Here is a 25399-nt window from a genome sequence, read left to right on the forward strand (position 1 = left end):
GCACCCCGACGCGTCCCGTGCTTTGGCCATCGGGCGGCGTGCAGGTAGGCTGGCCTTCGCTCGCTCCTCGGATGCGAGTACGGGGCTGTAGTTCAATGGTAGAACTTCTGCTTCCCAAGCAGACAGCGCGGGTTCGATTCCCGTCAGCCCCTCCACTTGTCGTCTCGCCCCGAGCGAACTCACGTGCACCTAGATCCCGGAGCGTACCGTGGCGCTCCGAATGCGGTGGACCAGAGTTGTCAGAGACTCTTCGTTGCGATGACGGTCGTCGTCACGGTGTCGGCGGTCACCTGTCTGCCGGGGGTGTAGTCCGCGATGAGTTCGACGTGCGCGAACCCCGCCGCTTCGAGAGCGAGCACCACCTCGTTCGTTCCCCAGAATCGAAGCGCGAACCGGTCGAGTTCTGTGTGCTGCAACTCGCCGTTCCGCCAGAGCTCATAACGCAGCTGAGACACGGTCGTCTGGGCGGCGTAGTCGGTCCGCTCCAGCGCGCTGGTCATGGTCAATGTGTCAGCGCCATCGGTCCAGCATCGGGCTGGCGCTTCCGCCTGAGCGAGCGTGCTCAACGGATCGAGATCGAAGACGAACTGGCCACCGTCACAGAGGGCTGAACGCACGCGTGCGAACACATGCTGGACCCGAACCGGGTCGGTGAGCAACTGGATCGAGCCAGCGGGAATGATCACCGCGGAGAGCTCGAGATCCTGCGGGATCGATTCGAAGGTGCCGACGGACAACGTCGTCTCCAGCCCACGGCGAGCACACTCCGCGCGGCACACGTCGAGCATCTCGTTCGAGGGATCCGAGCCCGAGATGTTGATGCCGCGTTCGAGCAGCGGGATCAAGACCCTTCCGCTTCCCACTGCGGGCTCGAAGACTGGACCTGCGATCGCGCTCAAGACGTCACCGTAGAACTCGACATCGCCGAACGAATGCCCGATGGGCTTGTCCAGGTGATAGACCCGCGCAGCAAGCGCTCCATAGCGGTTCTGTGACTCGTCAGCCATCAGATCAGCCTACAACTCGACCCGCACGAACCTCCGCGCCCAAAGCGCCTCATCGCGTGCTGAGTGCCAGGGGAGGCTCCACCGGCGGCGGCCCTATGCGCGCGCGATCGCCCTGACGCGATTGTTGCGAGCATTGTGCTCGAGCTCGACGAGTCCGAGGGCTTCGAGAAGGGGCGGCAGGTACATGCCGAAACGGCCTCGGTACCCCTTCCGCCGGCCGTACCAGCCACCCACGGGGTTGTCCTCAGAGCGGCCCCATGCCTCGACCGAGTCTGGCGCCGGCTCCTTCTTCTCGTCGGCGGCGCCCAGCGTCACCCAGTCGCCACGTCGGAGCAGCTCTGCGTGGAGGTCATCGATCGCGCGCGCGAGGTACGTAAGTCTGGTCGACCCCACCTGGCAGACCAAGAGGGCCGGATCGGTGTCGTCATCCCGAAAGATCGTGTACTCGGACGACAAGGGCGCGGTCTTCAGGACCCAGGGGTCCGTCGGAGTCCCTGCGCCGGACCAGTGCTGCTCGTTCGTGCTCTCCTCGGCGCTGTCGACCATGCGCTCACGATACTCCCGAAGGCCCGGCGGGGTCTCCCTGTCTCTCGTGCGGTCCGCAGGCGGCAGGAGCCGTATCATCTGGAAGTGACATCCATGAAGCCCCCGGACCCCGGGGGCTTTGTCGTCGGGTCGACCACTTCGCGCCCGGCAGGACATCCCATCCGAATCGTCATCGGTTCCGAACAAGAGCGGATGGGCGATGCTCGCGCGCCCTCCGAGCCGCCCGCACGACCGAGAGGAGCCCCGATGCTCGAGTCATCGACCCCGCCGCTTGCCGCCCTCGACGGCTACCGCAACGTCACCGACCTGCTCGTGGCGCGGGCCGCCGCCGCCCCGGGCCACGTGGCATTCGAGGTCGAAGACCCGTCGACCGGCTCGTGGCGACCGATCACGACGCGTGGTTTCGAAGACGAGGTGCGCGCGCTGGCGAAGGGCTTCATGGCCCAGGGCATCCAGGCCGGCGACCCGATCGCGATCATGGCGCCCACGCGCTACGAGTGGGCCGTCGCCGACCTCGCGGCCTGGTTCGCCGGTGCCGTCGTCGTGCCGATCTACGAGACCTCCTCGCCGTCGCAGGTGAACGCCATCGTCGCGGATGCCGGTGTGCGTCTGGCGATCGGCGGCACCGCGGAGCACACGGCGCTCCTGCAGGAGGCGCTCGCGAAGACGAACGCCGTCACGCTCGGCGCGTGGACGATGGATGCCGAGACGACCGGCACCCTTGCCGATCTGGTCGCAGGCGGTGTCGGCGTCACCGACGAGGAACTCGAGGCCCGCAGAACGACCGCCACCCAGGACGATCCTGCGACGATCGTCTACACCTCGGGCACCACGGGCGAGCCCAAGGGCGTCGTGCTCACCCACCGGAACTTCCTCGGTCAGGTGCTCAACATCGCCGCCGCGTACAGCGAGATCGTGAACGAAGACGGCAACACCGTCATCTTCCTGCCCCTCGCCCATGTGCTGGCGCGCGGGCTTCAGCTGATCTGCCTGGCCAGCGGCATGCGCATCGCGCACCTCTCCGACCCGTCGACGGTCGTCGCCACCCTCGACACCCTGCGCCCGACCTTCCTGGTCGTCGTGCCGCGGGTGCTGCAGAAGATCCAGGCGGCTGCCGCGGGCAAAGCCGCCGACAAGGGCCTCGCGGGAGTCTGGGCGAAGGCCGAGGCCACGGCCATCGCGTGGGGCCGCCGCGCCGAGCGGATCGACGCCGGCAGGCGCATCGCCAGGAACCGCGGCCTCCGCGTGCGCCACCGTGTCTTCGACGCCCTCTTCTACCGGCGTCTTCGCACCGTGATGGGTGGGAGGGTCGGGTACATCCTGTCGGGCGGAGCGGCCCTCGACACCGAGCTCTCGCTCTTCTTCCGCGGCATCGGGGTCCCCGTCATCGAGGGCTACGGCCTCACTGAGACGACGGCGCCGCTCACCGGCAACCTGCCAGGTCGCATCGCCTCGGGCAGCGTCGGCTCGCCCCTGCCAGGGCTCACCGTTCGCATCAGCGATGAGGGCGAAGTGCTGGCCCGCGGCCTCGGCGTCTTCAGCGGCTATCGCAACCCGGCCCATGACGAGGGCGCCTTCGTCGACGGCTTCTTCCGCACCGGCGATCTCGGGCGACTCGACGAGCAGGGCAGGCTGATCCTCGAAGGCCGGCTCAAGGACGTGATCGTGACGTCGAACGGCAAGACGATCGTGCCGACCCGCTGGGAGAGCGCGGTCGAAGCGAATCCGCTCGTCTCGCACGCGGTGATGGTCGGCGAGGGCAAGCCGTACCTCTCCGCGCTGCTCGTCCTCGACCCGGAGCAGGCCAGGGCGTGGGCCGCCGCGGAAGGCACCAGCATCCCCCTAGCCGCACCGTCCGACATCCGTGCGGTGAACGACCCGGCGCTGCGCGCCCACCTGCAGCGCGCCGTCGACGCCGCCAACGCCCTCGTGGCGCGCAGCGAGCAGGTCCGCCGGTTCAGCGTGGTCTTCGCCGACCTCGACGACCGCGGGCTCGTCACACCGACCATGAAACTCAAGCGGAACGTCGTGCTGGATCGCGCAGCCGTCACCGTCGAAGACCTGTACCTCTGAGAAACAGAAAGCACGCCATGTCCTCCCCCGCACCCACAGCCCCCAAGTCCTCCCGCTCCTCACTCATCGCGATCATCGCCGCGCTCGTGATCGGCGCGCTCGTCGCGCTCGCCGGCAGCCAGAACAGTGCGACACTCGGCGGCATCCCGCTGTTCGCCCTGGCCGTCGCCGCGGCTTTCGCGATCCAGGTCATCGCCTTCATCCCCGCGATGATCCTGCAGACCGAGCGGTTCTTCGATCTCACCGGCAGCCTCACCTTCCTCGTGATCTCCGCGGCACTCGTCCTCCTGTCGCCCCTGCCCGACGCGCGCAGCTGGATCCTCGCGGCGATGGTGATGCTGTGGGCCGCCCGCCTCGGATCCTTCCTGGCCCTGCGCGTGCACAAGGCCGGATCAGACGGCCGTTTCGACGAGATCAAGGGCTCCCCGCTGCGCTTTCTCCAGGTGTGGGTGATCCAGGGCGCGTGGGTGTCGCTGACCGCGGCCGCGGCCTGGATCGCGATCAGCACGGATGCCGGTGCCCGGGCCCCCATCGGGTGGCTGACCGTCGTGGGCATCATCGTGTGGGTCATCGGGATGGCGATCGAGATCATCGCCGACGCGCAGAAGTCGGCGTTCCGCGCAGACCCGCAGAACCGGGACGAGTTCATCCGCACCGGCCTGTGGTCGCGGTCGCGCCACCCCAACTACTTCGGCGAGATCGTCATCTGGGTGGGCGTGTTCGTCACCGCCGCCCCGGTGCTGGCCGGATGGCAGTGGGTCGCACTCCTCTCGCCGCTGTTCGTGATCCTGCTGCTCACCCGGGTCAGCGGCATCCCGCTGCTGGAGGCGCGCGCCGAGAAGAAGTGGGGCGATCGCGCCGACTACATCGCCTACCGCGAGAACACGCCCTCCCTGATCCCGCGGCTCACGCGGCCGGCCGTGCGCGAGAAGGCCGTATAGACCCTCAGCGCACCTCGGCGCCGTAGCCCGGCACGAACGCCTTCTCTTCGACGGCGCAGGTCACGACCGTGACCTGCGCCGTCGATGTCTTTCTGCGCGTCCTCCGAGGAAGTTGAAGGAATACCCCACCGGGGTATACGGTTATGACGAGTACCCCATACGGGTACGGACCACGAGAAGAGGAAACGCGATGACCACGAACGAGTTCCAGGTGACCGGCATGACCTGCGGACACTGCGAGATGTCGATCCGCGAAGAGGTCTCCGAAGTCCCGGGCGTCGAAGACATCCAGGTGAGCGCACAGACGGGCACGCTCGTCGTCACCGGCTCCGGTTCCCTCGACGATGCGCAGATTCTGGCTGCCGTCGCGGAGGCGGGGTACTCGGCGGTGCGGACGGCATGAACGCCGGGGCGCGCCTCACGATCTACGGGATCGGCGTCGTGGTGGCGTTCGGCGGGGCCTTCGGCCTCGCCAGCGCCATCGTTCCCCCGAGCGTTGTCAGCGAGTGGAAGGAAGGTACGCAGATGAACAGTCACGACGGCCGCCACGATGCCGCCACGACGGCCGCGGAGGAGTCCGCGAATGCCGCAGCGGACAGCCTGAAAGGCCTCTCGCTCGGCCTGGAAGGATACGTCCTGTCGCCGGTCGAGGCGCCGGGAGCCGTCGCGACCTCCGGCGAGCTGCAGTTCCAGATCCTCGACGCCGCAGGCACCCCGGTCACGGACTACACGACCGCGCATGACAAGGACCTGCACCTGATCGTGGTGCGCTCGGACGGGAGCCTGTTCCGTCACGTCCACCCGACGCTGGATGAGAGCACGGGCACGTGGTCATTGCCGTGGGAATGGGCGGAAGCCGGGACCTATCGCGTCTTCGCGGACTTCACCCCCGCCGGCGCGGATGCCCCTTCGCTCACTCTCACACGCACGGTCCAGGTGGCGGGCGAGTTCACCCCGGTGACGCCGCAGCCGACGCAGACCGCGCAGGTCGGCGACTTCACGGTCTCGCTCGACGGCGACCTCACGGCAGGATCGGCCAAAGACCTCACCCTCACCGTGACGCGAGACGGCAAGCCCGTGACCGCTCTGGAGCCCTACCTGGGGGCTTTCGGCCACCTCGTCGCATTGCGCGACGGCGACCTCGCCTACCTGCACGTGCACGCCAAGGGGGAAGAGCCTGAGGTCGGCGAGACCTCAGGGCCCGAGATCGAGTTCGCCGCCGAGGCGCTGACCGCCGGCCGGTACTTCCTGTACCTCGACTTCCAGGTCGACGGACAGGTGCACACCGCCGAGTTCGTGGTCGACGCCACTCCGGGAGTTGACCCGGCCGCGTCCGACGGCGACTCCCACGACGACGGGCACTGAGCGACGAGCATCGCCCCGTGGCAGCTCCGCACTGCTTCCCGCACACACAGCCGACAGAAGGAAAAGCACATGAGTACATCAGCACCTCCGAGCATGGGGTCAGGCGTCGAGTTGGAGATCGGCGGGATGACCTGCGCGTCGTGCGCGATGCGGATCGAGAAGAAGCTGAACAAGCTCGAGGGTGTCGTGGCGACCGTGAACTACGCGACCGAGAAGGCGAAGATCACGGTCCCTGACGGCTACGACCCGGCGGTGCTGATCGCAGAGGTGGAGAAGACGGGGTACTCCGCGGCTCTGCCCGCCCCGAAGGGGAAGAGGAACGACGGGACGGCCGCCGGTGATGCCGATGACGCGGATCCTGAGTTGCGGTCGCTGCGCAACCGACTGATCGGCGCGATCGTGCTGACCGTGCCCGTGATCGCGATGGCGATGATCCCCGCGCTGCAGTTCACGTACTGGCAGTGGGCATCGCTCGCGCTGGCTGCTCCCGTGATCCTCTGGGCGGCATGGCCCTTCCACAAGGCCGCATGGACCAACCTGAAGCACGGCGCCGCCACGATGGACACGCTCATCTCGATGGGCACCTCGGCCGCGTTCCTGTGGTCGTTGTACGCACTGTTCTTCGGCACAGCGGGCACGCCGGGCATGACGCACCCGTTCGAGTTCGCGCTGGCCCCGTCCGACGGGGCGGCGAACATCTACCTCGAGGTGGGCGCAGGGGTGACCATGTTCATCCTCGCCGGGCGGTACTTCGAGAAGCGGTCGAAGAAGCAGGCCGGCGCGGCCCTGCGCGCTCTCCTCGAACTCGGCGCGAAAGAGGTCGCCGTCCTGCGTGGCGGTGTGGAGACGAAGATCCCCGTCGAGGATCTCCAGGTGGGCGACGAGTTCATCGTGCGCCCCGGGGAGAAGATCGCCACCGACGGCGTGGTCGTCTCCGGCACCTCGGCCGTTGACGCATCCATGCTCACCGGAGAGGCCGTCCCGGTCGAGGTGGCCGAGGGCGACGCCGTCACCGGTGCCACGACGAACGTCGGCGGCCGACTCGTGATCCGCGCGACACGAATCGGCTCGGACACGCAACTGGCACAGATGGCGCAGCTGGTCGAGGACGCCCAGACCGGGAAGGCCGAGGTGCAGCGCCTCGCCGACCGGATCTCCGGAGTGTTCGTGCCGATCGTGATCGTGATCGCTTTCGTGGCGCTCGGCGGCTGGCTCGGGGCAGGATTCCCCGTGACCGCGGCGTTCACGGCGGCGGTCGCCGTGCTCGTGATCGCCTGCCCGTGCGCGCTCGGTCTGGCGACCCCCACGGCGCTTCTGGTCGGCACTGGTCGCGGCGCACAGATGGGCGTGCTCATCAAGGGCCCGGAGGTTCTGGAGTCCACCCGCAAGGTCGACACCGTCGTGCTGGACAAAACCGGCACCGTCACCACCGGCAAGATGACACTCGTCGGCGTGTTCACAGAGGACCGCACAGATCGTGCGGAGCTGCTGCGGCTGGCCGGCGCCCTGGAGGATGCCTCGGAGCACCCCATCGCACAGGCGATCGCCAAGGGGGCGACCCAGGAGGTCGGCGCACTGCCGACGCCCGAGGACTTCGCGAACATCGAGGGTAAAGGAGTGCAGGGGATCGTCGACGGCCACGCCGTGCTCGTCGGCCGCGATTCGCTCCTCGCCGAGTGGTCGCAACAGCTGAGCCGTGAACTCGCGTCGACGAAGGCCCGCGCCGAGAGCGAGGGCAAGACCGTCGTCGCCGTGGGGTGGGACGGTCAGGCCCGAGGCATCCTCGTCGTGGCCGACACCGTGAAGCCGAGCAGCGCCGAAGCGATCGCTCAGTTCACGGCGATCGGGTTGACCCCGATCCTGCTCACCGGAGACAACGAGGCCGTGGCCCGGCAGATCGCGGCCGAGGTGGGTATCGAGGAGGTCATCGCCGAAGTCCTCCCGAAGGACAAGGTCGATGTCGTCTCTCGATTGCAGCGCGAAGGCAAGGTGGTCGCGATGATCGGCGACGGCGTCAACGACGCCCCCGCACTCGCACAGGCCGATCTCGGACTCGCGATGGGTACCGGCGCGGATGTCGCGATCGAAGCATCCGACATCACCCTGGTGCGCGGCGATCTGCGCAGCGCGGTCGATGCGATCCGGCTGTCGCGAAAGACACTCGGAACGATCAAGACCAACCTGTTCTGGGCCTTCGCCTACAACGTCGCGGCGATCCCCGTCGCCGCACTCGGAATGCTCAACCCCATGCTCGCCGGCGCGGCGATGGCGCTTTCCAGCGTCTTCGTCGTCGGCAACAGCCTGCGCCTGCGCGGGTTCAAGAGCATCGCCAAGTGATGACACGCACCATCTCCCTCCACCAGAAGCACTCGAGAAAGGAACCATCCCGCATGACGAACAACACCGAGGCCGCACCGAGCTGTTGCAGCACCAGCGCCATCAACCCCGCCGCCGCAGGCAACGGCCGCGAGAACCTTTTGACCAGCACAGCAGGCGACGACCTCACCACCTGCCCGGTCATGGTCGGCAACCCGGTCAGCAAGAAGGCCGCGGAGGCCGCCGGCCTCTACCGTGACCACGAGGGCGAGCGGTACTTCTTCTGCTGCGCCGGGTGCGGTCCGGCCTTCGACGCGGACCCCGCGAAGTACGCCGCCCAGATGGCGTGAGCCCGACGCGGGGTTCGCGGCGCCTCTGCGTGCGCCGTGAACCCCGCGGGCATCGTGGAGAGAAACGCCGCCAGCCGTGTCACTCTGACGGAGCCGAGCGGATCGCACGTCTCGTCAGGAGCGCGACCGGAATGTGGCCGATGGCGAGGACGACGGCGGCGACCGCGATCCACGGGTTGCTCACCCACGCCGCGGCGCCGAGGAACACGAGCGCCGGCATGACCGCCATCGGCACGGGAACACGCCAGAGCGAGGCATAGAGCAGAACCTGCGCACGACCGGCGACGAGATACCGGCCCCACAGCGCGTAGTAGGCGGCAAGAGCGACGGCGACGGGCAGCGCCCACCCCCAGACGATCGCACCGGGGAGCGTGATCGCCGGCACCACCAGGCACAGGGCCTGTCCCGCCCGTTCGCTCCCTTCGAGCAGGCGTGGCACGCGCACGACCACGTTCGGTCCTCGCGGGGGGAACCACAGCAGCAGGAGGTTGGGGGCGAGCACCACGATGCTGACGAGCAGTCCGAGCAGCGAGAATCCCACGTTCGAAGGCTACCGACGCTCACCGCACGCCGGAAAGCAGCCGCCTTCGTGACCCCGCACACATCCGATGGCGACACTCGGTTCCCGCGGACATGACTTCGCGCGCCGGGCACGAGAGGCTGGAGACGAACCGGCGTTCCTGCCACCCCAGAACAAGGGAGTCTCCATGTCCAGCGAAACCCTCGTGGTGCCGCTCGTCGATCAGCTCGATGCCTTCTTCGGCCAGTACACGGCGGCGGGCCAGTCGCCGGGGCTCGTGTACGGACTCGTCGGGGCCGACGGCCTCGAGCACACCCGGGGGTTCGGGACCGCAGACGACCAGGGCAACGCCCCCGACGCCGACACGGTGTTCCCGATCGCGTCGATGACCAAGAGCTTCGTGGCGCTCGGCGCGCTGCTCGCCCGCGACCGCGGACTCCTCGACCTGGACGCCCCCATCACCGACTTCTATCCGCAGTGGCACGGCACCGTGGGCGATGAGCCGGCTGACGTCCCGACCCTGCGGCAGCTGCTCAGCATGGGCGGCGGTCTCACCGAGGACAACTCGTGGGTCGACCCGTTCCTGGGCCTGTCCGAAGCGGAGCTCGTCGAGCGGATCCGACCGGGCTTCAACTACAGCAACCATCCCGGCAGCGCCTTCGAGTACTCGAACATCGGCTTCACCATGGCGGGCCTCGCGGTGGGTAAGGCCGTCGGTCGGCGCGTGGAGGACTGGGTCACCGACGAGATCCTGCGGCCGCTGGGGATGAACAGGACGTGGTTCGACAACCGCGCCCCGGAGGGCGGCACTCTCCGGGCGGTCGGCTACTCGCTGAACACCGAGGGCGAATGGGCGGGGTTCCCTCCGGCCGTGTCCGACGCCATGGCCGCGGCCGGAGGCATGCAGTCCACGATCACCGACCTGAGCGTCTGGGTGCGCTTCCTCGCCGCAGCCACCCGACCAGCCATGGCCGGCGCCGACGATCACGGCGCGGTCGTCAGCCGGGCCTCACGGCGCGAGCTGCAGCGCATCCATCAGGTCGACATCCCCTCCCTCCAGGCGCGACCCGATGGCACCTGGAAGTTCGTCACGGGCGGCTACGCGCTCGGCCTCTTCGTGCGTGAAGACCTGCACCGCGGCCGGATCGTCACCCACAGCGGCGGTCTTCCCGGGTTCATCCTGAACATGGTGTGGCACGCCGATTCCGGTATCGGTGTGGTCGTGCTCACCAACAGCCACCGGGGCAACCCCCGTGGCTCTGTCGGAGGATGCGCTGTTCCGCGCCCTCGCCGTGCACGACACCCCCGCCCGGACCGTACGGCCGTGGCCGGAGACGCGGCGGCTGATGGCGGCAGCAGACGCGCTGGTGCGCTCCTGGGATGACGATGCGGCCGCCGAGATCTTCGCCGACAACATCGACTTCGATCGTCCGCTTCCTCAGCGCCGCGCCGCGATCGACGAACTCGTCGCCCAGGTGGGTCCGCTGCGCCAGGATGCCGGAGCACCGGAGATCGTCTCCTCGGCGACTCCGGCCGACATCACGTGGTCGATCCCCGCCGAGCGGGGCGAGCTGATCTGCATGATCCACCTCACCCCGGTGCGGCCAGCGCAGATCCAGGAGTTCGAGGTGATCGCGGTCGACCGCGGCGTGCCGCGCGCGGCCCGGCCCACCGACATCTCCGCCCGACGTCGCACCTACGCCCGCCCGACCGTGAGCCCGCTGCCGAACACGCACGTCGTCTGAGGGGCCCGCGCGTCGGTCAGCCGCGAAGTGCCTTGCGCGCCTTCTTGGCCGCCTTCTCGGCGGCCTTGTGGCGCTGCTTCCTGGCCTTGGGGTCGTTCCACATCCGCACCAGCTGATGCCTCACCGACTCGCCCTTGTTGATCTGCACGGTCGCCGACCGACTGCCGAGGACGTACGCGACGAAGGCGACGCCGACGACGAGGAGGATCTTGTTGCGCATGATGTCTGCTTTCTGCGGAGGTGCGGCGACCCGCGCGCTCAGGAGAGTCGACGCTGGTCGTGCGCGAGGCGGGCCCGAAGGCTCGTGTGGACCGAGACGAACGTCTCTGTGTCGCGGCCGGTCAGGACCGCGAGGTTGGCGAGCAGTCGGTCGACATGGTCGACGAGCTCGCGCGGATCGGTGTTCTGCCGCGGGGTGACCGACACGTGCAGCACCGGCCGGCGGCGCACGTCGTTGGCCGTGACCTGCGCCGAGAGGACCTCGTCCCGAGTGGTGAGGGAGTTCTTCACCGCATCCGAGACGAACGACTCGTTGACGGTCACGCGGCCCAGAGGGTTCTGCGCTCCCGTCGAGCGGAGCACGGTCTTCGAGCGGCGACCCGCGATGCTGGTGAGCGCGAGGATCAGCAGGACGATGACGACCACGATCGCCGCGACAGCGCCGATGCCGATCCATGACAGGCCGCCACCGGCGATCGCGGTCGCGGCGATCGCCTGGTCGAGCCAGGACTGCGCGTCCTTGCCGCCTGCGGCCCAGATGTCCGACGCGGTCGGCCAGCTCATGATGGCGATGCCGAGGGCGCCGAGCCCGAGGAACAGCACCCCGATGATCAGGAGCAGGGTGCGATTCAACGCACGATTGGTGTTGTTCACAGTTCGTCCTCCTTCTCGGCGGGTCGCTCGATGCGCACCCGGGTGCGGACCCGGTGGGCCAGCCGGTAGGTCTGCAGCTCCGCCTCGGCGGCCGAGGCCACGTCGGCCTTGTCGAGCGGGATGCCGATGCCGGGGCGCACGGTCACGTCGACGGTGCGATGACCGACGCCTACGGTGATGCTGTCGCGGGCGAGGCCGGTCTCCTCTGCGAGGTGCTGGGCCAGCGCGCTGGCGATCACACCGTTGTCCACGACCACGGCCCGTCCACCCCCGTCCAGGACGTGCTTCGAGAGCCGCCCCGGGGTGATGGCCAGCACGATGAAGATCACGCCGATGAGGGCGAGGACGACGCTGCCGGCGATCACGAGCCCGGCGGGCTGCGCGGTGGGAAGCCCGATGAGCCACCCTCCGGCTGCGGCGGGACCGATCAGGAGCGCGGGCTGCGCGGCGAGGCTCAACACGATCTCGAGCCCGATGTATGCGAGGGCCAGGATCAGCAGGACCACCGCGACGAACATCGCGACGGTCCGCGGCGAGTGCGTCTCGCGCCGGATGACGCGGCGCAGAACCGGGGTGCTCATTGCACTCGTCTCCTTTCCGGGATGGTGGCACCGGTGACGGTGAGGTTGATGCGGATGACGTTGCGTCCGAGGATCGTGCTCAGGTGCTGCTGCAACTGCTCCTGCAGATCCCGCGCCCGCTCGAGAACGGGGACGGTCTGAGCGATCGCGGCCGTGTCATCCAGGCGGGGGACGGGAAGAGGCGCGGCGATGCGCACCGTGATCCCCCGGGGGTGCTCCGCGACATCGACCTTCACGTCGCTGCGAGGCACCCCGATCAACGTCGCGGACGCCTTCTCGGTGACCGTGCGATAGACGCGCTCCTTCACCTCGACGCGACCGCGGAGGGCGGCCCCGCCGGCGGCGACTCCCGAGAGAGCGTCGCCGCCGGCGATGTGCTGGTCGGCACGCATCAGGAGGTGCGCCGCCCGGTGAAGACGTCTGCGAGACCGCGGACGTCGAGCTTGCCGGAGGCGATTCGGCCCACGAGCGCCCCGATGCCCGCGAACACGGCCATGAGGAGGAACCCCCAGAACCCGAACAGCAGGGCGGCGAGGGCCAGCAGAGCGCCGATCAGGGCGCCGACCGTTGTGGCACTCATGAGACGCGCGACTCCTCGTCGTCGCTGTCGTCGCCGGGCACGTGCACGTCGTTGACCTCGACGTTGACCTCGACGACCTCGAGGCCGACCAGGCGGCTGATCGCACCGGCGACAGCAGCACGGACGTTGTTCGCGACGTCTTGGATGGGTGCCGGGTACTCGACGACGATGGTCAGGTCGGCTGCGGCCTGCGTGTCGCCGACCTCGACCTTGACGCCCTGAGCGAGGTCGGTGGCGTTGATGACGTCGCGGATGGCGCCGAAGGCGCGGGCTCCGCCGCCACCGAGCGCGTAGACGCCGGGGACCTCACGCGCGGCGATGCCGGCGACCTTGGCCACCACGCCGTCGGCGATGGTCGTCTTACCCGCGGCGTTCTCGTCGGCGGGGATGCGCGAAGCGGAGAATCCGCTCGACCGGTCGACGCGCGACGCGGAGGCGCCGGCAGCCTTCGGAGCAGCCTGAGCGAGCTCCTTCTCGGCCGGAGCGGGGGTGTTCTGGTCCTGGTTTGCCATGAGGTGTCCCATCTCGATCTGAAGACCGGTCGCGGGTCCCGTGTGAGACTCCCGCCGGGAGCGAAACGCTCGCTCGGAGATAGGACGTGCGTGCACGTCGATTCGTCACAAACTCGTTCCGGATCCGCGCAGGAGCCCGGAAGACCAGGCGCTCAGGCGCTCAGGCGCTCAGGCGCTCCCGACGCCGTACATCTCCCCGACCGGGACGGCGGTCGGGAGCACGTTCCCCGGTTGCGCGAGTGGGCAGGCCCACGCCGGGTCGTAGGCGCACGAGGGGTTGTAGGCGAAGTTGAAGTCGAGCACGATCGTGCCGCGCCGGGCGTCGGATCCGAGGTCGGCGCCCTTGACCGTGTCGATCAGGTAGCGTCCGCCGCCGTAGGTTCCGCCGGGGCGGCCGGCCAGCGCATCACGCACCGGGATGAAGAGACCGCCGCCGTAGGAGGCCAGCCGCCAGACGTCGAGCGATCCGGCATCCGGGATCTCCACACGGCCGATCCGCTCGAACGGGACGATGCCGTCGGTGCCGGTCGCGAACTCGAAGCCGCCGGGGTCTGCGGGGAGGATCGGCAGTTCGAAGCGCCACTGCGGGTCGTACGAGGCGATCGGGAGCCCCTCGAACAGCGCCCTGTCCTCGGGCAGCAACGGGGTGGCCGGGTGGTGGAGCATCAGGTCGTCCCGTTCGATCCGCCAGAGTTCGTGCGCCTCCTCCGGGGAGTCCGCGATCCGCACGGCGTCGTACAGGGCGAAGACCCGGCGCCGCCAGTCGACGACCTCCATGGCGGTGCGCGCAGCTGTGCTCGTCATGGCCCCAGGCTACGCGGCGCTGCCGACGACGGCGCCTCAGCTCGCGGTGGGGTCCGCGATCATCTCGGCGTATCCCTCGCGATAGGTCGGATACTCGAGGGCGCCGAGCAGCGACCGCAGCAACGACCCGTCGTACACGAAGCCCCCCGGGTCCGCAGAGCCGATGTCGGGGGGCACGTCGACACCGAGCTCGCGCGCGATGAACCCGACGACCTCTCCCAGCGGTGCCGGGCTCTCGTCGACGGCGTGCACGAGCCGCGGAGGGGCGGGCGTCCGCAGCAGCAGTTCGAGGGTGCGCACTAGGTCGGTCTCGTGGATGCGGTTCGTGCGCCGCGCGTGTTCGACCGCCGCGCCCTCGCGCACCTTCCGCAGGAGGAAGTCGCGGCCGGGTCCGTAGATGCCGGCCGGCCTCACCACGACCGCATCGAAGATCTCGACCGCCGCCCGCTCGCCGTCGCGCAGTCCTCGTGAGCGCGCGCTCGTCGGTTCCGGATCGTCCTTCTCGGTGATCGGCTGCACGGCCCCTGGGCCGTCGAACACCCCGGTCGACGACACGAACACGGTGCGAGCAGGGATCGCGGGCAGGGCCTCGGCGAGATGCGTCAACGCCGTGCGGTAGGCCGACACGCCCTCACCGGGCGGAAGCGTGACGACCATCGCGTCGACCGCGGGAAGTCGCGAGTCGAGCGTCTCCGCGAGGTCGGCGCGGATCCCGGTCACCCCGGCGGGCGGCTCGGCGTCGCTCCTGCGCAGCGCGAACACCTCGCCGTGCTCGAGGATCAGCGGTGCGAGGCGTGCGGCGATCTTGCCGGAGCCGACGAGGAGCGTGCGGGAGGGCGTGGTCATCATGGAGCCGTCGATCGGTCGGGATCAGCCTGCGGCGAGCGCGGGCAGCGCGACACCGTGCAGTGCCTCGACGACGGGTGCCAGTTCCGGCTGCGCCGCCGCGTCTTCGAGCACCCGCTCGAGGGCGGCGTCATGGATCGGTCGCGCACGTTCGTAGAGCTCGCGACCTGCGGGAGTGAGCTCGGTGTAGATGCCGCGACGGTCATCGGCACACAGGATGCGCGTGAGGAGACCGCGGTCCTCGAGGCGGTTGACCAGGCGGGTCGTCGCGCTGGGGCTCAGGGCTGCCGCACGCGCGAGTTGCTGCATGCGCATGTGCCATCCGTCCTGCCTGTCGAGCGCGTCGAGCACGGTGTACTCCACGACCGAGAGCGATGCCGCCTCTCCCAGGCTGCGCTCGAGCGCGGTCTCGATCAGGCCGTGCAGTGCGGCCAGCGTCCGCCAGCCCTGCGCACGCACCTCGACCGCGTCGTCACCGATACCCATGGACATCCTCCGAGATAGTTGCTTGCGCCAGATACTTGCGTGTGCAATCATTAACGTTCGATGCGCAATATGCGGCGTCTGCAAGTATCCTCCCCAATCTATCAGGAGAATCGTCATGCCTCCAGGACTGATCGCCCTCGCCATCGGGGCGTTCGGCATCGGGCTCACCGAGTTCGTCATCATGGGCCTGCTGCCCGAAGTCGCCCACGACTTCGGCGTCACCGAGTCGGCAGCCGGCTGGCTCATCTCCGGCTACGCGCTGGCTGTGGTGGTCGGCGCACTCGTGCTCACGGCCGCCGCCACCCGGCTGCCCAAGAAGCCCGTGCTGCTCGGGCTCATCGTGCTGTTCATCGTCGGCAACGCCCTCACCGCTCTTGCCGACGACTACGGCGTCGCGATGCTCGGCCGCATCATCGCCGCCCTCTGCCACGGCGCGTTCTTCGGCATCGGGTCGGTCGTCGCCGCCGGCCTCGTCGCCCCCGAGAAGAAGGCCGGCGCGATCGCGATCATGTTCACCGGCCTCACCGCCGCGAACGTCTTCGGCGTGCCGTTCGGCACCTTCCTCGGTCAAGAGCTGGGCTGGCGCTCGACCTTCTGGGCGATCTCCGGCATCGGCGTGCTGGCCTTCATCGGCATCGCCCTCCTCGTCCCGCGCCTTCCTCGCCCCACCGCCCAGGTCAGCCTCCGCGGTGAGCTGGCCGCCTTCCGCTCCGGACAGGTGTGGTTCTCGCTCGTCGTCACGATCCTCGCGTTCGGCGGGATGTTCGGCGCCTTCACCTACATCGCCTACACGCTCACCGAGGTGAGCGGCTTCGCCACCTCCGCCGTGCCGTGGCTGCTCGTGCTGTTCGGCGCCGGGCTCGTGCTCGGCAACTGGCTGGGCGGACGCCTCGCCGATCGCGCGATCGACCGCACCCTGGTCATCTTCATCGCCGCTCTCGTGATCGTCCTCGTGCTCTTCGCCGCATCGGCGCAGTCAGGCGTGGCCACGATCGTCGCCCTGTTCCTCATGGGCGGCTTCGGCTTCGGCACGGTCCCGGGCCTGCAGAGCCGCGTCATGCAGTATGCGGGCGGCGCACCCACCCTCGCCTCCGGTGCGAACATCGGGGCGTTCAACATCGGCAACGCGCTCGGCGCCTGGGCGGGCGGAGTCGGCATCTCCGCCGGTCTCGGCTACACCTCGCCGATCTGGATGGGGGCGATCCTCACCGGCGTCGCACTCGTCGTGATGGTCGTCGCCGCGGCCCGCGCCCGAGCCCACGCCGCAGATACCCGGGACGGGAAGCCGACCCCCACCGCACCGGTGCCGGTCGGCTGACGCCCCCGCACGCAGAAGCGCCGCATCCTCCGAGGAGGATGCGGCGCTTCGGGCGTGCGGGGAGACTACTCCGCTGCGGCGATCTTCTTGGCGTCGTCCGTGTTGAGCACGCGGAACAGGATCGCCGCGATCACGGCTCCGACGACGGGGGCGACGAGGTAGAGCCACAGCGAGCTCCAGGCGAAGTGGCCGCTGACCGAGAGACCGAGCGCGACGGCCGGGTTGAAGCCGCCACCCGAGATCGATCCGACGGTCGCCGCACCCACGAACACGGTCGCACCGATAGCGAGACCGTAGAAAGAGTTGCCCGCGGTGTCCTTCGACGTGGCGGTGTTGAGCACGACCCACACGAGGATCAACGTGAAGAGGGCCTCGACGAGGAACGCAGGGCCGACCTCGACGATCATGGCCTTCTCGCCGACGGGCCACACGGACATGCTGACGAGCGCGGCCAGTGCGCCACCGACGAACTGGGCGATGAGGTAGGAGATGAAGTCGGCGACGCTGAGGCCGCCGCGCAGGAACACGCCGACCGAGACGGCCGGGTTGAGGTGTGCACCCGAGATGTGACCCGTCGAGAACACGAGCACCATCAGGGTGAAACCGATCGCGAGCGGAGTCAGCGGGCTGCCGCTGTTCACTGCCGCGATGATCGCGAGGACGAAGAGGAAGGTGGCGAGCGCCTCTGCGAGCGCCTTGCGTGCCGTACCGGTCATGAGAGTGCCCTTTGTGTCGGAGATTCGAGAGAGAGGAAGCCCGTCCTGCCCGCACACTCCGGTCGACCGAGCCTCTTGCGGCACTGACGCTATCGCCGCATCCCGCGGAATTCCGGGAGCCGCGCGGGCTTTCTGTGAATTCGCTGAGCCTGAAGACGGGCGCCGATCGGCGGGCGGACGGGCGGCGAGGAGGCCACGGCGTCGGGATGTCAACCCCGTGGCCGGTCTCACCCCTCCCCCGTAGCTTTCGAGGATGACGACCGAGACCGCTCCCGCCGCCGAGACCTCGCCCCGGCTGCGGAGGGCGATCACCGGGCCTCTCCTGTTCGCCTTCATCCTGGGAGACGTGCTGGGCGCCGGCATCTACGCGCTGATGGGCGTGCTCTCCGAGAAGGTCGGCGGGATGCTGTGGGCGCCCCTGCTCCTGGCGCTGCTTCTCGCGATGCTCACCGCAGGCTCGTACGCCGAGCTCGTCACCAAGTACCCTCGTGCCGGTGGTGCAGCGGTCTTCGCCGAGCGCGCCTTCCACAGCCCCCTGGTGTCGTTCCTGGTCGGATTCAGCATGCTCGCGGCGGGCGTCACGAGCGCGGCCGGACTCGCGATCGCGTTCGCGGGCGACTACCTGGGCACGTTCCTCGACCTGCCGACGATCCCGGTCGCCATCGCGTTCCTCGCCCTCGTCGGCCTCCTGAACGCCCGCGGCATCCGGGAGTCCATGGGAGCCAATCTCGTGATGACGGCGATCGAGCTCAGCGGCCTCGTCATCGTCGTCGCCGTGGTCGCGATCTTCGTCGGCGGTGGTGGCGGTGACCTCTCCCGTGTCACCGAGGTGCCGGAGGGCACGAATGCTGCGATCGCGGTGCTGTCGGGCGCCGTCATCGCCTACTACTCGTTCGTCGGGTTCGAGACCTCCGCGAACATGATCGAAGAGGTGAAGGATCCGCGCCGCACGTACCCCCGCGCCCTCTTCGGCGCACTGTTCACCGCCGGAGCGGTCTACGTGCTGGTCGGGTTGGCGAGCGCGATCGCGCTCCCGCCCGCAGCGCTGCAGGAGTCGAGCGGACCCCTGCTCGCCGTCGTGGAGGCCACCGGCGTCAGCATCCCCTCCTGGCTGTTCAGCCTCATCGCGCTCGTCGCCGTCGCCAACGGCGCACTGCTGACGATGATCATGGTCAGCCGCCTGACCTACGGCATGGCCGAGCAGAACCTCCTGCCCGCCACCCTCGGCCGCGTGCTCCCGAAGAGGAGGACCCCCTGGGTCGCGATCCTCACCACCACCCTCGTGGCGATGGGCCTGACCCTCGTCGGGGATCTGGCAACGCTCGCCGAGACCGTCGTGCTGCTGCTTCTGGTCGTCTTCCTCAGCGTCAACGTGTCCGTGCTGGTGCTGCGTCGGGACCGCGTCGAGAACGATCACTTCCGCGTGTGGACCTTCGTCCCCGTGCTCGGCATCGGGTCCTGCATCCTGCTGCTGACCCAGCAGCGTCCGGCCGTCTGGCTCTTCGGTGGGATCCTGCTCGCCGTCGGCGGTGTGCTCTACCTGCTGGCGCTCTGGGGCAGGAAGCACGCCGAGAAGAGGAACGAGACCTCCGGCGGCGAACCCGTCGGCAACCCGAAGGAGAACCATGAGCACGCCTGAGCACGCATCCGACGAAGAGATGACGAGCGCACAGAAGCGACACGACCAGCTGACGGCGGCGCCGGAGGCCACCGAGGCCGACGCCGCGCCCCGCATCGAGGTCAGCGAGCACGACGGCAACACCCGCATCGACATCGCCCCGGAGGCGCCTGTGCGTCCGGGACCCGGCCCGGGAATGCCCGAGGCCGATCCCGAGGGCTGACGCATCCGGTCGGGCTCAGGACGAGCCGGAAGGAGGTAGGGGCGGCACGTGGGGGTGTGCCGCCCCTGTTGGGGAGGTGCTGTGCACCAGGTGACGGGGAGGTGTCACCGAGCCCGGGGAGGACTCATCTAGAACAACGGATGTCCGGGCGGAATCTGTCGGCGCGTGCAGCGCCGACACGTCATACCCGTCGACGGCTCCTGGTGAACAGCAGATAGCCGCTGCCGACGACGATCAGGAGCGCTCCGGCCCCGGCCGCGTACGCCGCGAACGCCGCGGTGCCGCCGGTGACGGCGAGCGAGGCGCTGCCGCCGGACGTGCTTCCTCCGCGAGGCGGGTCGGTCGGGTCGGTCGGATCGATCGGATCGATCGTCGGGATCACCGTGCGCTCGCGGATCACGACCACGTACTCCTGGGTGTCGGTCCCGTACTGGTTCGTCGCCGTCACCGTGAAGGTGTAGGTGCCCGCGGTCGTCGGGGTGCCGGTGAGCGCCCCCGTGGCCGGATCCAGGACGAGCCCCGGGGGCAGCGAGCCCGTGGTTACCGCGAGCGTGATCGGCCCCGGTCCCGTCGCCTCGACCGTCGCGGTGTAGGCGGTCCCGACGGTCCCGTCCGGGAGGGAGGGGGTGACGATGACCGGCGGCTCGAGGTACGTGAACCCGCCGGGGTAGGTCGTCGCGGACTGATACGGCGTGGCTGTGGTCCCCGCCATCAGGCCCGTGCGCACGACGACGTCGACGGGGCCGTGAACGTGCGGCGGGGTCACGACGCTGATCGGGCACCCCGACGCATCGAGGTCGGTGCCGGGGATGCCGTCGAAGGTGACCTCGGTCACCCCGAAGCTGAGCGCGAGCCCCGGCCGCATCCGCCCCTCGCTCGCGTAACTGCCGAGCTGCGCGGGACCGGAGATGCTGCCCCAGGTCGGACGCATCCCGCCCCAGCTGTAGAGACGACCGTCCGAACCGAGCGCGAACGACGCCTGCAGCCCGATCTCGACATCCGTGGCGATGACACCGGCGGGGATGTCGCTGGTGTCGACCTTGACGGGCGCCGCCGCGTCGACGACGGAGTTGATGCCGAGTTGACCGTCGGGGTTGTATCCCCAGCTGTACATGGTCCCGTCGTCGGCGAGCACGAGAACGTGGAACTCGCTCGCGACGATCTTCTTGATGCCGAGGCCGGCGGGCATGTCGCCCGCAGCGACGAGCACGGGTTCTCCGGCCGCGGTCACACCCGTGTCACCGATGCCCAGGCGGCCGTTGCCGTTGTACCCCCAGGAATAGATCTTCCCGTCGGTTCCGAGCCCGTAGCCCACATAGGAGCCGGCAGCGACCTGCGTGAACGTGACGCCGGCGGGAACCGCCCCCTGTGCGATCCGCACCGGTGCGAGCCGGTCGGGTCCGCCGACGTTGCCATCGCCGTTGCCTCCCATGAAGCTGCCACCCCAGGAGTAGATCCAGCCGTCGCTGCCGAGCGCGTAGGTGTTGCCGTTGCCGTTGGCGAGCTGGGTGATGGTGACACCTGCGGGGATCTGCCCCTGCGCCAGCGCGACGGGCTCGGGACGCCAGGCATTGGTGCCGTCTCCGTTGGACGGCTCGCCCCAGCTGTACACCCAGCCGTTGTCGGCGAGCACGGCGGCACGCCCCGAGCCGGCGGCGATCGAGACCGGCTTCACTCCCGCCGGGATCTGCCCCTGGTTCACCTTCACGGGCGTCGCCGATTCCTGCGGGTTGAAACCGCCGATGCCGAGCTGGCCGGACGAGTTCATGCCCCAGGCGTAGATCGCACCGTCGGCGGCGACCACGTAGCCGGCGTACTGGTCGTAGTCGGCGTCGACGATGTCGGCATCCGCGGGGATCGCCCCCTGCGAGATCTGCCCTGGCCCTGATCCCCCGCCGTTCCCGTTGGATCCGTACTGCCACGCGCCCCAGGTGAGGACCTTCTCATCCTTCGTGACGATCATGGCGTTCATCCCGCCTGCGGCGAACATCTCGATCGGCGAGATGTCCGCGCATTCGATGAGAACCGTGGTTCCTCCGGCGACCGGGCCGGAGTCGGGTGTGGGCGCAGCCCACCCCGCCGTCGGAACCGCGAGAGCCGCGGCGACGCCGATGACCACGGCACCTGCCAGGCGATGACGGATATGCGTGTTCCCAGTAGACATTGCTGACCCCCAGCATTTCGGGCGTTGTCCCCGCGACACGCCCGGAAGGAGAGACTCCGTTCGGGCGCCTTTCATTACGCGGACAGTGCGAATTCGCAGGCACGCCAACCGGCGTGACCCCTCGGAGGTACAAACGAGCGAGCCGAAGGAATCTGTCGGTGTCAGCCGACCGTCGCCGTGACGGTCTGCGTCTCGGAACGCACCTGCCCCTCGGCGACACCGCTGACCTCGCGGTCCCCGCGATGCCCGGCCAGCAGGAGTCGGTACGTGCCGGTCTCATCGGGGCGGGAGTCGACGAGGGAGAAGGTGACGCGGGAGGTCGCATCCCCCCGGCAGATGACACCCGTCGCGGAAGGCGAGCAGTCCCACGCCTCTGGAGTGCTCAGGATGCTCAGTCCGGGCGGAAGAAGGACCTCGACCACGACGTCCTCGGTGTCGGCCAGCCGCAGATCCACGTCGATCTCGGCACGTTCGATCGGAAGCGCTCGTGAGGTGACGGCGAGCTGGAGGCCGCCGACCGGCCCTCCCGAGAGGAGGTTCTGCACCGCAGGAAGAGCCAGCGCGATCAGGAGCACCCCCACCACGACCGAGGCGATCGCCATGACCTGCGGCACCAGGGAGATCCCTCGTGCGCCGGAGAGCCGCCGGACCACCGACGGTGGCGCGGTCGGCGTCCCCCGCGGACGATCATCGGCCTCGGCGGAGCCGGTCGGGCTGAGCACGCTTCCGGCGACGAGGAGCGCGACCGTACCGAGCGCGGAGGTGAGGGCGCCGAACCTTCCCCAGGCGGCCCTGCACCGATCGCACGTGCGGATGTGCGCCATGCCGCGCGATCGAGGGACATCCTCCATCTGCACCGCGACCGACTCCGGGAGGTCGCCGGCGGCGCGACGGCAGTCCGCTGGCGCGTCTTCTTCGAGGACCACCCGCAGCGTCGCCCGGCGCAGGCTGAGTTTGGCGCGCCGCAGCAGGGACGAGATCGCCGGTGCCCGCCGCGCCAGTTCTCCCTCGAGGTCTCCCGGCTTGCGCCCATCGACGACGACGGCTTTCAGCACCAGTTGCTGATCCGGCGGGAGGGACTGCAGAGCGGCGGCGACATACGCGTACTCGCGGTGAAGATCAGTGCGCCTGGTCGAGTCGAAGTGCGGCTGGAGCTCCTCATCGGCATCGAGGATGCCGCCGACGCGGGAGCGCGGCGAACGGTACTCGTCGATCAGACGGTTCCTCATCGCCCGCGAGAGATAGGCGTTGGGGTTCGAGGTCGGTCCCCTGCCCTCTGCCCACAGCGCGAGGAGAGCGGCGATGGCGTCCGCGGCGAGATCGTCAGGATCGAGCACGCCGTTGGAGATCCGTCGCGCTATCGACAACAGGTACGGGAGATTCTCGGCGAGGTACGCCCCGGCCGCACCACGGTCCCCCGCATTCGCCTCTCGGGCCCGTCGATCATCGACGACACGCCGATCGACCTGGTCCGTTGCTTCGCCCATTGCCCACTCCCCTGAGTGCGCCCCCTCCGCTACTGATGAGATTACGCGATGGCACGCCGCGCATCTCCCAGCGGGATCGCCCCTTCCGGACAACGAGAATCGCGACGGAATCTGTCGGTGGGCGACGACGTGGTGGGGAATCCGGACGGCTCTTCTAGGGGAGACCGGGTGTCCGGACCGCTCCGATCCATTCGCTCGTGCTCGCGATGGTCGCGAATCCCCGGGCCGCCAGGATGCTCTCCGTACGGCGCATGATGTCCTCCCCCGACACGGCGGCCAGCCCGCCGTGCGCAGGGATCGCCGAGGTCGTGGTCGCATCGGTGACGAACTCCACCTCGTAGCCGAGGTCGGCGGCGACGCGGGCCGTCGTCTCGCAGCACTGCTCGGTGCGGATGCCGCAGATCACGACGCGACGCACACCCGCGCTCTGCAACCTGTCATGGAGGTCCGTCGAGCCGAACGAGTTGACCGTGGTCTTGGTGAGGGCTGCTTCGGATTCGCGCGGGTCGAGGTCCTCGATCACACGCACGAAGCCCGATGCGGGGTCGAACACACCCCCGCTCCCCGGCTCGGAGTGCGTGATCCACACGACCGGGTCGCCGACCTCCCGCGCATGAGCGACGAGGAGCGCGATGTTGTCGATCACGGCGGGATTCGCCGTAGCCGCCCAGTCGTCGGCACGACGGCGGAAGGACTCCTGCGCATCGATGACGAGCAGGGCGGTGTCGGAAGAAGACGTCATGCGCTCATCGTGCCCGCCCTCGCCGACGCGGACAAGACCGCACACTGCCGACGACCGCAGGGATCCGGACACACGTCTCGGATAGGCGTCTCGGCGGGCAGAGCGGTCGCCGCCGAGGATTCGTCCCCGGCGGCGACCACCGTGCCGCTCAGAACAGCGTGTAGCCGCCGTCGACGACCAGCACGGTACCCGACATGAAGCTCGCGGCGTCCGAGGCGAGGAACACGATCGAGGGGCTCACCTCGTCCGGCGTCGCATAGCGCTGCTGCGCGGAGTCCTCGATCCAGAAGCGACGGTACTGGGGCTCGTCGACCGGCGACATGTCGGTCTTGATGTACCCGGGGGCCACGGCGTTCACGCGGACGCCGGCCGGCGCCCACTCCGCGGCGAGCGACTTGGTGAGGTGGTGCACGGCGGCCTTGGACGCGTTGTACGCCGGCTGGAACTGCGGCCGGTTGACGATCTGCGCCGAGATGGAGCCGACGTTGACGATCGAGCCTGAGCCGCGTGCGACCATGTGCCCGCCGACCGCCTGCGACATGCGCCACAGCGCCGTGAGGTTGGTGTCGATGACGTGCGACCACTCGTCGTCCGTCACCTCGAGCGCGGGACGGTGGATGCACGCACCGGCGTTGTTGATGAGGATGTCGAGGTGCCCCGCCGCACCGATGGCCTCGGCGGCGATGCGGTCGACCGAGGCGCGATCGGTGAGGTCGCCGAGCACGATCCACGCCCGGCGCCCACGCGCCTCGATCTCGGCGGCGACCTCCTTGGCCGCCTCCTCGTCGCGGCCGTGCACGACGATGTCGGCTCCGGCCTCGGCGAGGGCCCGCGCGAACTCGCGACCCAGCCCTCGGGTGGCACCGGTCACGAGTGCCGTGCGGTCGGTGAGGGCGAATGCTTCCATGACGCTCATGCGTCGTCTCCTTCGGTCAGGGTGATGATCGCGTCGGCCCGGTGGCGGGTGGCGCGGATGAGGACGGCGTTGGGGCCGTCGACGTGGGAGGCCCACCGCACGGCGTCGTCGTGCGTGCGGCCGAACGACTCGTGGCGGGCGACGAGTCGGCGCAGCCGGAGATCCTCCGGCACGTCGATGTACCAGACCTCGTCGAGCAGCGGGCGGATCCGCTCCCACCCATCGGCGTCATGGAGCAGGTAGTTGCCCTCGACGACGATCAGGCGGTCGGCGGCGGAGAGGGGCAGGGCACCAGCGACGGCGGCGTCGATCTCGCGGTCGAAGCGAGGCGCGACCACGTCGCGTCCCGCCCGCAGGCGACCGAGCTGGGCGGCGAAGCCGTCGACGTCGAACGTCGCCGGCGCTCCCTTCCGGTCGCGCAGGCCGAGCCGATCCAGATGCTCGTTGGCGTAGTGGAACCCGTCCATGGGGAACGCGGGTTCGCCGAGCGCCTCGGCGAGGGTGGACTTGCCGGCGCCGGGCGGCCCGACGATCCCCAGCAGGAAGGGACGTCCATCCTGGGCGAGCCGGCGCGCGCGATCACGGGCGTCGGCGAGAGCAAGAACGAGCATCGCGGGATCTGCCTTCCAGGAGGTGTGCGGGCAGACGTCGGGGGAACGGGCGGGCGCCC

At 69.3% G+C, this 25399-nt stretch carries 29 protein-coding genes and 1 tRNA gene; 12 read left to right on the forward strand and 18 right to left on the reverse strand.

The features are described 5' to 3' along the window. Window positions 1–81 precede the first annotated feature (81 nt). Window positions 82–155 (forward strand) — tRNA-Gly (locus tag D514_RS28155). Between the two features lie 84 nt (window positions 156–239). On the opposite strand, the gene D514_RS28160 is transcribed toward D514_RS28155, so the two are convergent. Then, window positions 240–1007 (reverse strand): class I SAM-dependent methyltransferase, encoded by a 768-nt coding sequence (locus D514_RS28160; RefSeq protein ID WP_017829687.1) that lies wholly within the window; start codon window positions 1005–1007, stop codon window positions 240–242. Between the two features lie 93 nt (window positions 1008–1100). Continuing rightward, window positions 1101–1553: a DUF6855 family protein gene (locus D514_RS28165; protein WP_017829688.1), complete on the reverse strand. Its 453-nt coding sequence runs from the start codon at window positions 1551–1553 to the stop codon at window positions 1101–1103. Between the two features lie 246 nt (window positions 1554–1799). Here D514_RS28165 and D514_RS28170 point away from each other — a divergent pair, with 246 nt between their 5' ends. The 6 genes from D514_RS28170 (at window position 1800) to D514_RS28195 (ending at window position 8598) form a co-directional block, all read left to right on the forward strand. Further along, window positions 1800–3626: a long-chain fatty acid--CoA ligase gene (locus tag D514_RS28170; RefSeq protein WP_017829689.1), complete on the forward strand. Its 1827-nt coding sequence runs from the start codon at window positions 1800–1802 to the stop codon at window positions 3624–3626. Window positions 3627–3643: 17 nt separating this feature from the next. Further along, window positions 3644–4567: a DUF1295 domain-containing protein gene (locus D514_RS28175; protein ID WP_017829690.1), complete on the forward strand. Its 924-nt coding sequence runs from the start codon at window positions 3644–3646 to the stop codon at window positions 4565–4567. A gap of 190 nt (window positions 4568–4757) precedes the next feature. Next, window positions 4758–4970 carry a heavy-metal-associated domain-containing protein gene (locus D514_RS28180; RefSeq protein WP_017829691.1) on the forward strand — a complete coding sequence of 71 codons (213 nt, stop codon included), beginning with the start codon at window positions 4758–4760 and terminating at the stop codon, window positions 4968–4970. Then, window positions 4967–5932 (forward strand): hypothetical protein, encoded by a 966-nt coding sequence (locus D514_RS28185; RefSeq protein ID WP_017829692.1) that lies wholly within the window; start codon window positions 4967–4969, stop codon window positions 5930–5932. Before D514_RS28180 ends, D514_RS28185 begins: the two co-directional genes overlap by 4 nt. A gap of 69 nt (window positions 5933–6001) precedes the next feature. After that, window positions 6002–8269, forward strand: a complete 2268-nt coding sequence (locus D514_RS28190) for a cation-translocating P-type ATPase (RefSeq protein ID WP_031205766.1) — start codon at window positions 6002–6004, stop codon at window positions 8267–8269. Between the two features lie 53 nt (window positions 8270–8322). Further along, window positions 8323–8598, forward strand: a complete 276-nt coding sequence (locus D514_RS28195; RefSeq protein ID WP_017829694.1) for a YHS domain-containing protein — start codon at window positions 8323–8325, stop codon at window positions 8596–8598. A 79-nt stretch (window positions 8599–8677) separates the two neighbouring features. On the opposite strand, the gene D514_RS28200 is transcribed toward D514_RS28195, so the two are convergent. Continuing rightward, complete coding sequence (locus tag D514_RS28200; RefSeq protein ID WP_017829695.1) at window positions 8678–9139, reverse strand: hypothetical protein; 462 nt, start codon at window positions 9137–9139, stop codon at window positions 8678–8680. Window positions 9140–9305: 166 nt separating this feature from the next. On the opposite strand from D514_RS28200, the gene D514_RS28205 reads away from it, so the two are divergent. Both D514_RS28205 and D514_RS28210 read left to right on the forward strand, forming a co-directional pair. Then, window positions 9306–10502, forward strand: a complete 1197-nt coding sequence (locus D514_RS28205) for a serine hydrolase (RefSeq protein WP_017829696.1) — start codon at window positions 9306–9308, stop codon at window positions 10500–10502. Beyond that, window positions 10465–10863 carry a hypothetical protein gene (locus D514_RS28210; RefSeq protein WP_017829697.1) on the forward strand — a complete coding sequence of 133 codons (399 nt, stop codon included), beginning with the start codon at window positions 10465–10467 and terminating at the stop codon, window positions 10861–10863. Before D514_RS28205 ends, D514_RS28210 begins: the two co-directional genes overlap by 38 nt. Before the next feature lie 16 nt (window positions 10864–10879). Here D514_RS28210 and D514_RS28215 read toward each other — a convergent pair whose 3' ends face one another. The 9 genes from D514_RS28215 to D514_RS28255 all read right to left on the reverse strand — a co-directional run bounded on the left by D514_RS28215 (window position 10880) and on the right by D514_RS28255 (window position 15545). Next, window positions 10880–11083, reverse strand: coding sequence for a hypothetical protein (locus D514_RS28215; protein ID WP_017829698.1), 204 nt, complete (start codon window positions 11081–11083; stop codon window positions 10880–10882). 38 nt (window positions 11084–11121) lie between these two features. Continuing rightward, window positions 11122–11736, reverse strand: coding sequence for a hypothetical protein (locus D514_RS28220; RefSeq protein ID WP_017829699.1), 615 nt, complete (start codon window positions 11734–11736; stop codon window positions 11122–11124). After that, on the reverse strand, window positions 11733–12317 hold the full coding sequence (locus tag D514_RS28225; RefSeq protein ID WP_017829700.1) for a DUF6286 domain-containing protein: 585 nt from the start codon (window positions 12315–12317) through the stop codon (window positions 11733–11735). Before D514_RS28225 ends, D514_RS28220 begins: the two co-directional genes overlap by 4 nt. Continuing rightward, window positions 12314–12709: a hypothetical protein gene (locus tag D514_RS28230; RefSeq protein WP_017829701.1), complete on the reverse strand. Its 396-nt coding sequence runs from the start codon at window positions 12707–12709 to the stop codon at window positions 12314–12316. The genes D514_RS28225 and D514_RS28230 overlap by 4 nt, the downstream gene beginning before the upstream one ends. After that, complete coding sequence (locus D514_RS28235; protein ID WP_017829702.1) at window positions 12709–12897, reverse strand: DUF2273 domain-containing protein; 189 nt, start codon at window positions 12895–12897, stop codon at window positions 12709–12711. Before D514_RS28235 ends, D514_RS28230 begins: the two co-directional genes overlap by 1 nt. Then, entirely contained in the window at window positions 12894–13409 is a 516-nt protein-coding gene (locus D514_RS28240; RefSeq protein ID WP_017829703.1) for an Asp23/Gls24 family envelope stress response protein, read from the reverse strand. The genes D514_RS28235 and D514_RS28240 overlap by 4 nt, the downstream gene beginning before the upstream one ends. A 168-nt stretch (window positions 13410–13577) precedes the next feature. Then, complete coding sequence (locus D514_RS28245) at window positions 13578–14213, reverse strand: DUF1684 domain-containing protein (protein ID WP_031205771.1); 636 nt, start codon at window positions 14211–14213, stop codon at window positions 13578–13580. 36 nt (window positions 14214–14249) lie between these two features. Further along, a complete protein-coding gene (locus tag D514_RS28250) occupies window positions 14250–15059 on the reverse strand; it encodes a sugar nucleotide-binding protein (protein ID WP_144053025.1) in 810 nt (269 codons plus the stop codon). Window positions 15060–15083: 24 nt separating this feature from the next. After that, complete coding sequence (locus D514_RS28255; protein WP_017829706.1) at window positions 15084–15545, reverse strand: MarR family winged helix-turn-helix transcriptional regulator; 462 nt, start codon at window positions 15543–15545, stop codon at window positions 15084–15086. Window positions 15546–15660: 115 nt separating this feature from the next. Here D514_RS28255 and D514_RS28260 point away from each other — a divergent pair, with 115 nt between their 5' ends. Beyond that, on the forward strand, window positions 15661–16863 hold the full coding sequence (locus D514_RS28260; RefSeq protein ID WP_017829707.1) for an MFS transporter: 1203 nt from the start codon (window positions 15661–15663) through the stop codon (window positions 16861–16863). Between the two features lie 65 nt (window positions 16864–16928). On the opposite strand, the gene D514_RS28265 is transcribed toward D514_RS28260, so the two are convergent. Then, window positions 16929–17579 (reverse strand): MIP/aquaporin family protein, encoded by a 651-nt coding sequence (locus D514_RS28265; protein WP_017829708.1) that lies wholly within the window; start codon window positions 17577–17579, stop codon window positions 16929–16931. Between the two features lie 253 nt (window positions 17580–17832). On the opposite strand from D514_RS28265, the gene D514_RS28270 reads away from it, so the two are divergent. Together D514_RS28270 and D514_RS28275 are read left to right on the forward strand one after the other, a co-directional pair. After that, window positions 17833–19218: an APC family permease gene (locus D514_RS28270; RefSeq protein WP_017829709.1), complete on the forward strand. Its 1386-nt coding sequence runs from the start codon at window positions 17833–17835 to the stop codon at window positions 19216–19218. Further along, window positions 19205–19420, forward strand: coding sequence for a hypothetical protein (locus tag D514_RS28275; RefSeq protein ID WP_017829710.1), 216 nt, complete (start codon window positions 19205–19207; stop codon window positions 19418–19420). The genes D514_RS28270 and D514_RS28275 overlap by 14 nt, the downstream gene beginning before the upstream one ends. 181 nt (window positions 19421–19601) lie before the next feature. On the opposite strand, the gene D514_RS28280 is transcribed toward D514_RS28275, so the two are convergent. The 5 genes from D514_RS28280 to D514_RS28300 all read right to left on the reverse strand — a co-directional run bounded on the left by D514_RS28280 (window position 19602) and on the right by D514_RS28300 (window position 25340). Continuing rightward, window positions 19602–21584 carry a putative Ig domain-containing protein gene (locus D514_RS28280; RefSeq protein ID WP_186004822.1) on the reverse strand — a complete coding sequence of 661 codons (1983 nt, stop codon included), beginning with the start codon at window positions 21582–21584 and terminating at the stop codon, window positions 19602–19604. A gap of 161 nt (window positions 21585–21745) precedes the next feature. Next, window positions 21746–23071: an RNA polymerase sigma factor gene (locus D514_RS28285; RefSeq protein ID WP_020380575.1), complete on the reverse strand. Its 1326-nt coding sequence runs from the start codon at window positions 23069–23071 to the stop codon at window positions 21746–21748. A 154-nt stretch (window positions 23072–23225) separates the two neighbouring features. After that, on the reverse strand, window positions 23226–23813 hold the full coding sequence (locus D514_RS28290; protein WP_017829712.1) for a cysteine hydrolase family protein: 588 nt from the start codon (window positions 23811–23813) through the stop codon (window positions 23226–23228). A gap of 148 nt (window positions 23814–23961) precedes the next feature. Next, entirely contained in the window at window positions 23962–24729 is a 768-nt protein-coding gene (locus tag D514_RS28295) for an SDR family NAD(P)-dependent oxidoreductase (RefSeq protein ID WP_017829713.1), read from the reverse strand. After that, a complete protein-coding gene (locus D514_RS28300; protein ID WP_017829714.1) occupies window positions 24726–25340 on the reverse strand; it encodes a nucleoside/nucleotide kinase family protein in 615 nt (204 codons plus the stop codon). The genes D514_RS28295 and D514_RS28300 overlap by 4 nt, the downstream gene beginning before the upstream one ends. Between the last annotated feature and the right edge of the window lie 59 nt (window positions 25341–25399).

The sequence above is a fragment of the Microbacterium sp. UCD-TDU genome (assembly GCF_000340625.1).
GTDB lineage: Bacteria > Actinomycetota > Actinomycetes > Actinomycetales > Microbacteriaceae > Microbacterium > Microbacterium maritypicum.

Excerpts from the sequence above, each read along its gene's own strand:
- D514_RS28215 (WP_017829698.1), bottom strand. The coding sequence starts at position 11,083 with ATGCGCAACAAGATCCTCCTCGTCGTCGGCGTCGCCTTCGTCGCGTAC.
- D514_RS28175 (WP_017829690.1), top strand. The coding sequence starts at position 3,644 with ATGTCCTCCCCCGCACCCACAGCCCCCAAGTCCTCCCGCTCCTCACTC.
- D514_RS28265 (WP_017829708.1), bottom strand. The coding sequence starts at position 17,579 with ATGACCGGTACGGCACGCAAGGCGCTCGCAGAGGCGCTCGCCACCTTC.
- D514_RS28185 (WP_017829692.1), top strand. The coding sequence starts at position 4,967 with ATGAACGCCGGGGCGCGCCTCACGATCTACGGGATCGGCGTCGTGGTG.
- D514_RS28240 (WP_017829703.1), bottom strand. The coding sequence starts at position 13,409 with ATGGCAAACCAGGACCAGAACACCCCCGCTCCGGCCGAGAAGGAGCTC.
- D514_RS28160 (WP_017829687.1), bottom strand. The coding sequence starts at position 1,007 with ATGGCTGACGAGTCACAGAACCGCTATGGAGCGCTTGCTGCGCGGGTC.
- D514_RS28210 (WP_017829697.1), top strand. The coding sequence starts at position 10,465 with ATGGCGGCAGCAGACGCGCTGGTGCGCTCCTGGGATGACGATGCGGCC.
- D514_RS28300 (WP_017829714.1), bottom strand. The coding sequence starts at position 25,340 with ATGCTCGTTCTTGCTCTCGCCGACGCCCGTGATCGCGCGCGCCGGCTC.
- D514_RS28235 (WP_017829702.1), bottom strand. The coding sequence starts at position 12,897 with ATGAGTGCCACAACGGTCGGCGCCCTGATCGGCGCTCTGCTGGCCCTC.
- D514_RS28285 (WP_020380575.1), bottom strand. The coding sequence starts at position 23,071 with ATGGGCGAAGCAACGGACCAGGTCGATCGGCGTGTCGTCGATGATCGA.
- D514_RS28280 (WP_186004822.1), bottom strand. The coding sequence starts at position 21,584 with ATGTCTACTGGGAACACGCATATCCGTCATCGCCTGGCAGGTGCCGTG.
- D514_RS28205 (WP_017829696.1), top strand. The coding sequence starts at position 9,306 with ATGTCCAGCGAAACCCTCGTGGTGCCGCTCGTCGATCAGCTCGATGCC.
- D514_RS28255 (WP_017829706.1), bottom strand. The coding sequence starts at position 15,545 with ATGGGTATCGGTGACGACGCGGTCGAGGTGCGTGCGCAGGGCTGGCGG.
- D514_RS28270 (WP_017829709.1), top strand. The coding sequence starts at position 17,833 with ATGACGACCGAGACCGCTCCCGCCGCCGAGACCTCGCCCCGGCTGCGG.
- D514_RS28190 (WP_031205766.1), top strand. The coding sequence starts at position 6,002 with ATGAGTACATCAGCACCTCCGAGCATGGGGTCAGGCGTCGAGTTGGAG.
- D514_RS28165 (WP_017829688.1), bottom strand. The coding sequence starts at position 1,553 with ATGGTCGACAGCGCCGAGGAGAGCACGAACGAGCAGCACTGGTCCGGC.
- D514_RS28225 (WP_017829700.1), bottom strand. The coding sequence starts at position 12,317 with ATGAGCACCCCGGTTCTGCGCCGCGTCATCCGGCGCGAGACGCACTCG.
- D514_RS28250 (WP_144053025.1), bottom strand. The coding sequence starts at position 15,059 with ATGACCACGCCCTCCCGCACGCTCCTCGTCGGCTCCGGCAAGATCGCC.
- D514_RS28170 (WP_017829689.1), top strand. The coding sequence starts at position 1,800 with ATGCTCGAGTCATCGACCCCGCCGCTTGCCGCCCTCGACGGCTACCGC.
- D514_RS28180 (WP_017829691.1), top strand. The coding sequence starts at position 4,758 with ATGACCACGAACGAGTTCCAGGTGACCGGCATGACCTGCGGACACTGC.
- D514_RS28195 (WP_017829694.1), top strand. The coding sequence starts at position 8,323 with ATGACGAACAACACCGAGGCCGCACCGAGCTGTTGCAGCACCAGCGCC.
- D514_RS28245 (WP_031205771.1), bottom strand. The coding sequence starts at position 14,213 with ATGACGAGCACAGCTGCGCGCACCGCCATGGAGGTCGTCGACTGGCGG.
- D514_RS28290 (WP_017829712.1), bottom strand. The coding sequence starts at position 23,813 with ATGACGTCTTCTTCCGACACCGCCCTGCTCGTCATCGATGCGCAGGAG.
- D514_RS28295 (WP_017829713.1), bottom strand. The coding sequence starts at position 24,729 with ATGAGCGTCATGGAAGCATTCGCCCTCACCGACCGCACGGCACTCGTG.
- D514_RS28260 (WP_017829707.1), top strand. The coding sequence starts at position 15,661 with ATGCCTCCAGGACTGATCGCCCTCGCCATCGGGGCGTTCGGCATCGGG.
- D514_RS28275 (WP_017829710.1), top strand. The coding sequence starts at position 19,205 with ATGAGCACGCCTGAGCACGCATCCGACGAAGAGATGACGAGCGCACAG.
- D514_RS28230 (WP_017829701.1), bottom strand. The coding sequence starts at position 12,709 with ATGCGTGCCGACCAGCACATCGCCGGCGGCGACGCTCTCTCGGGAGTC.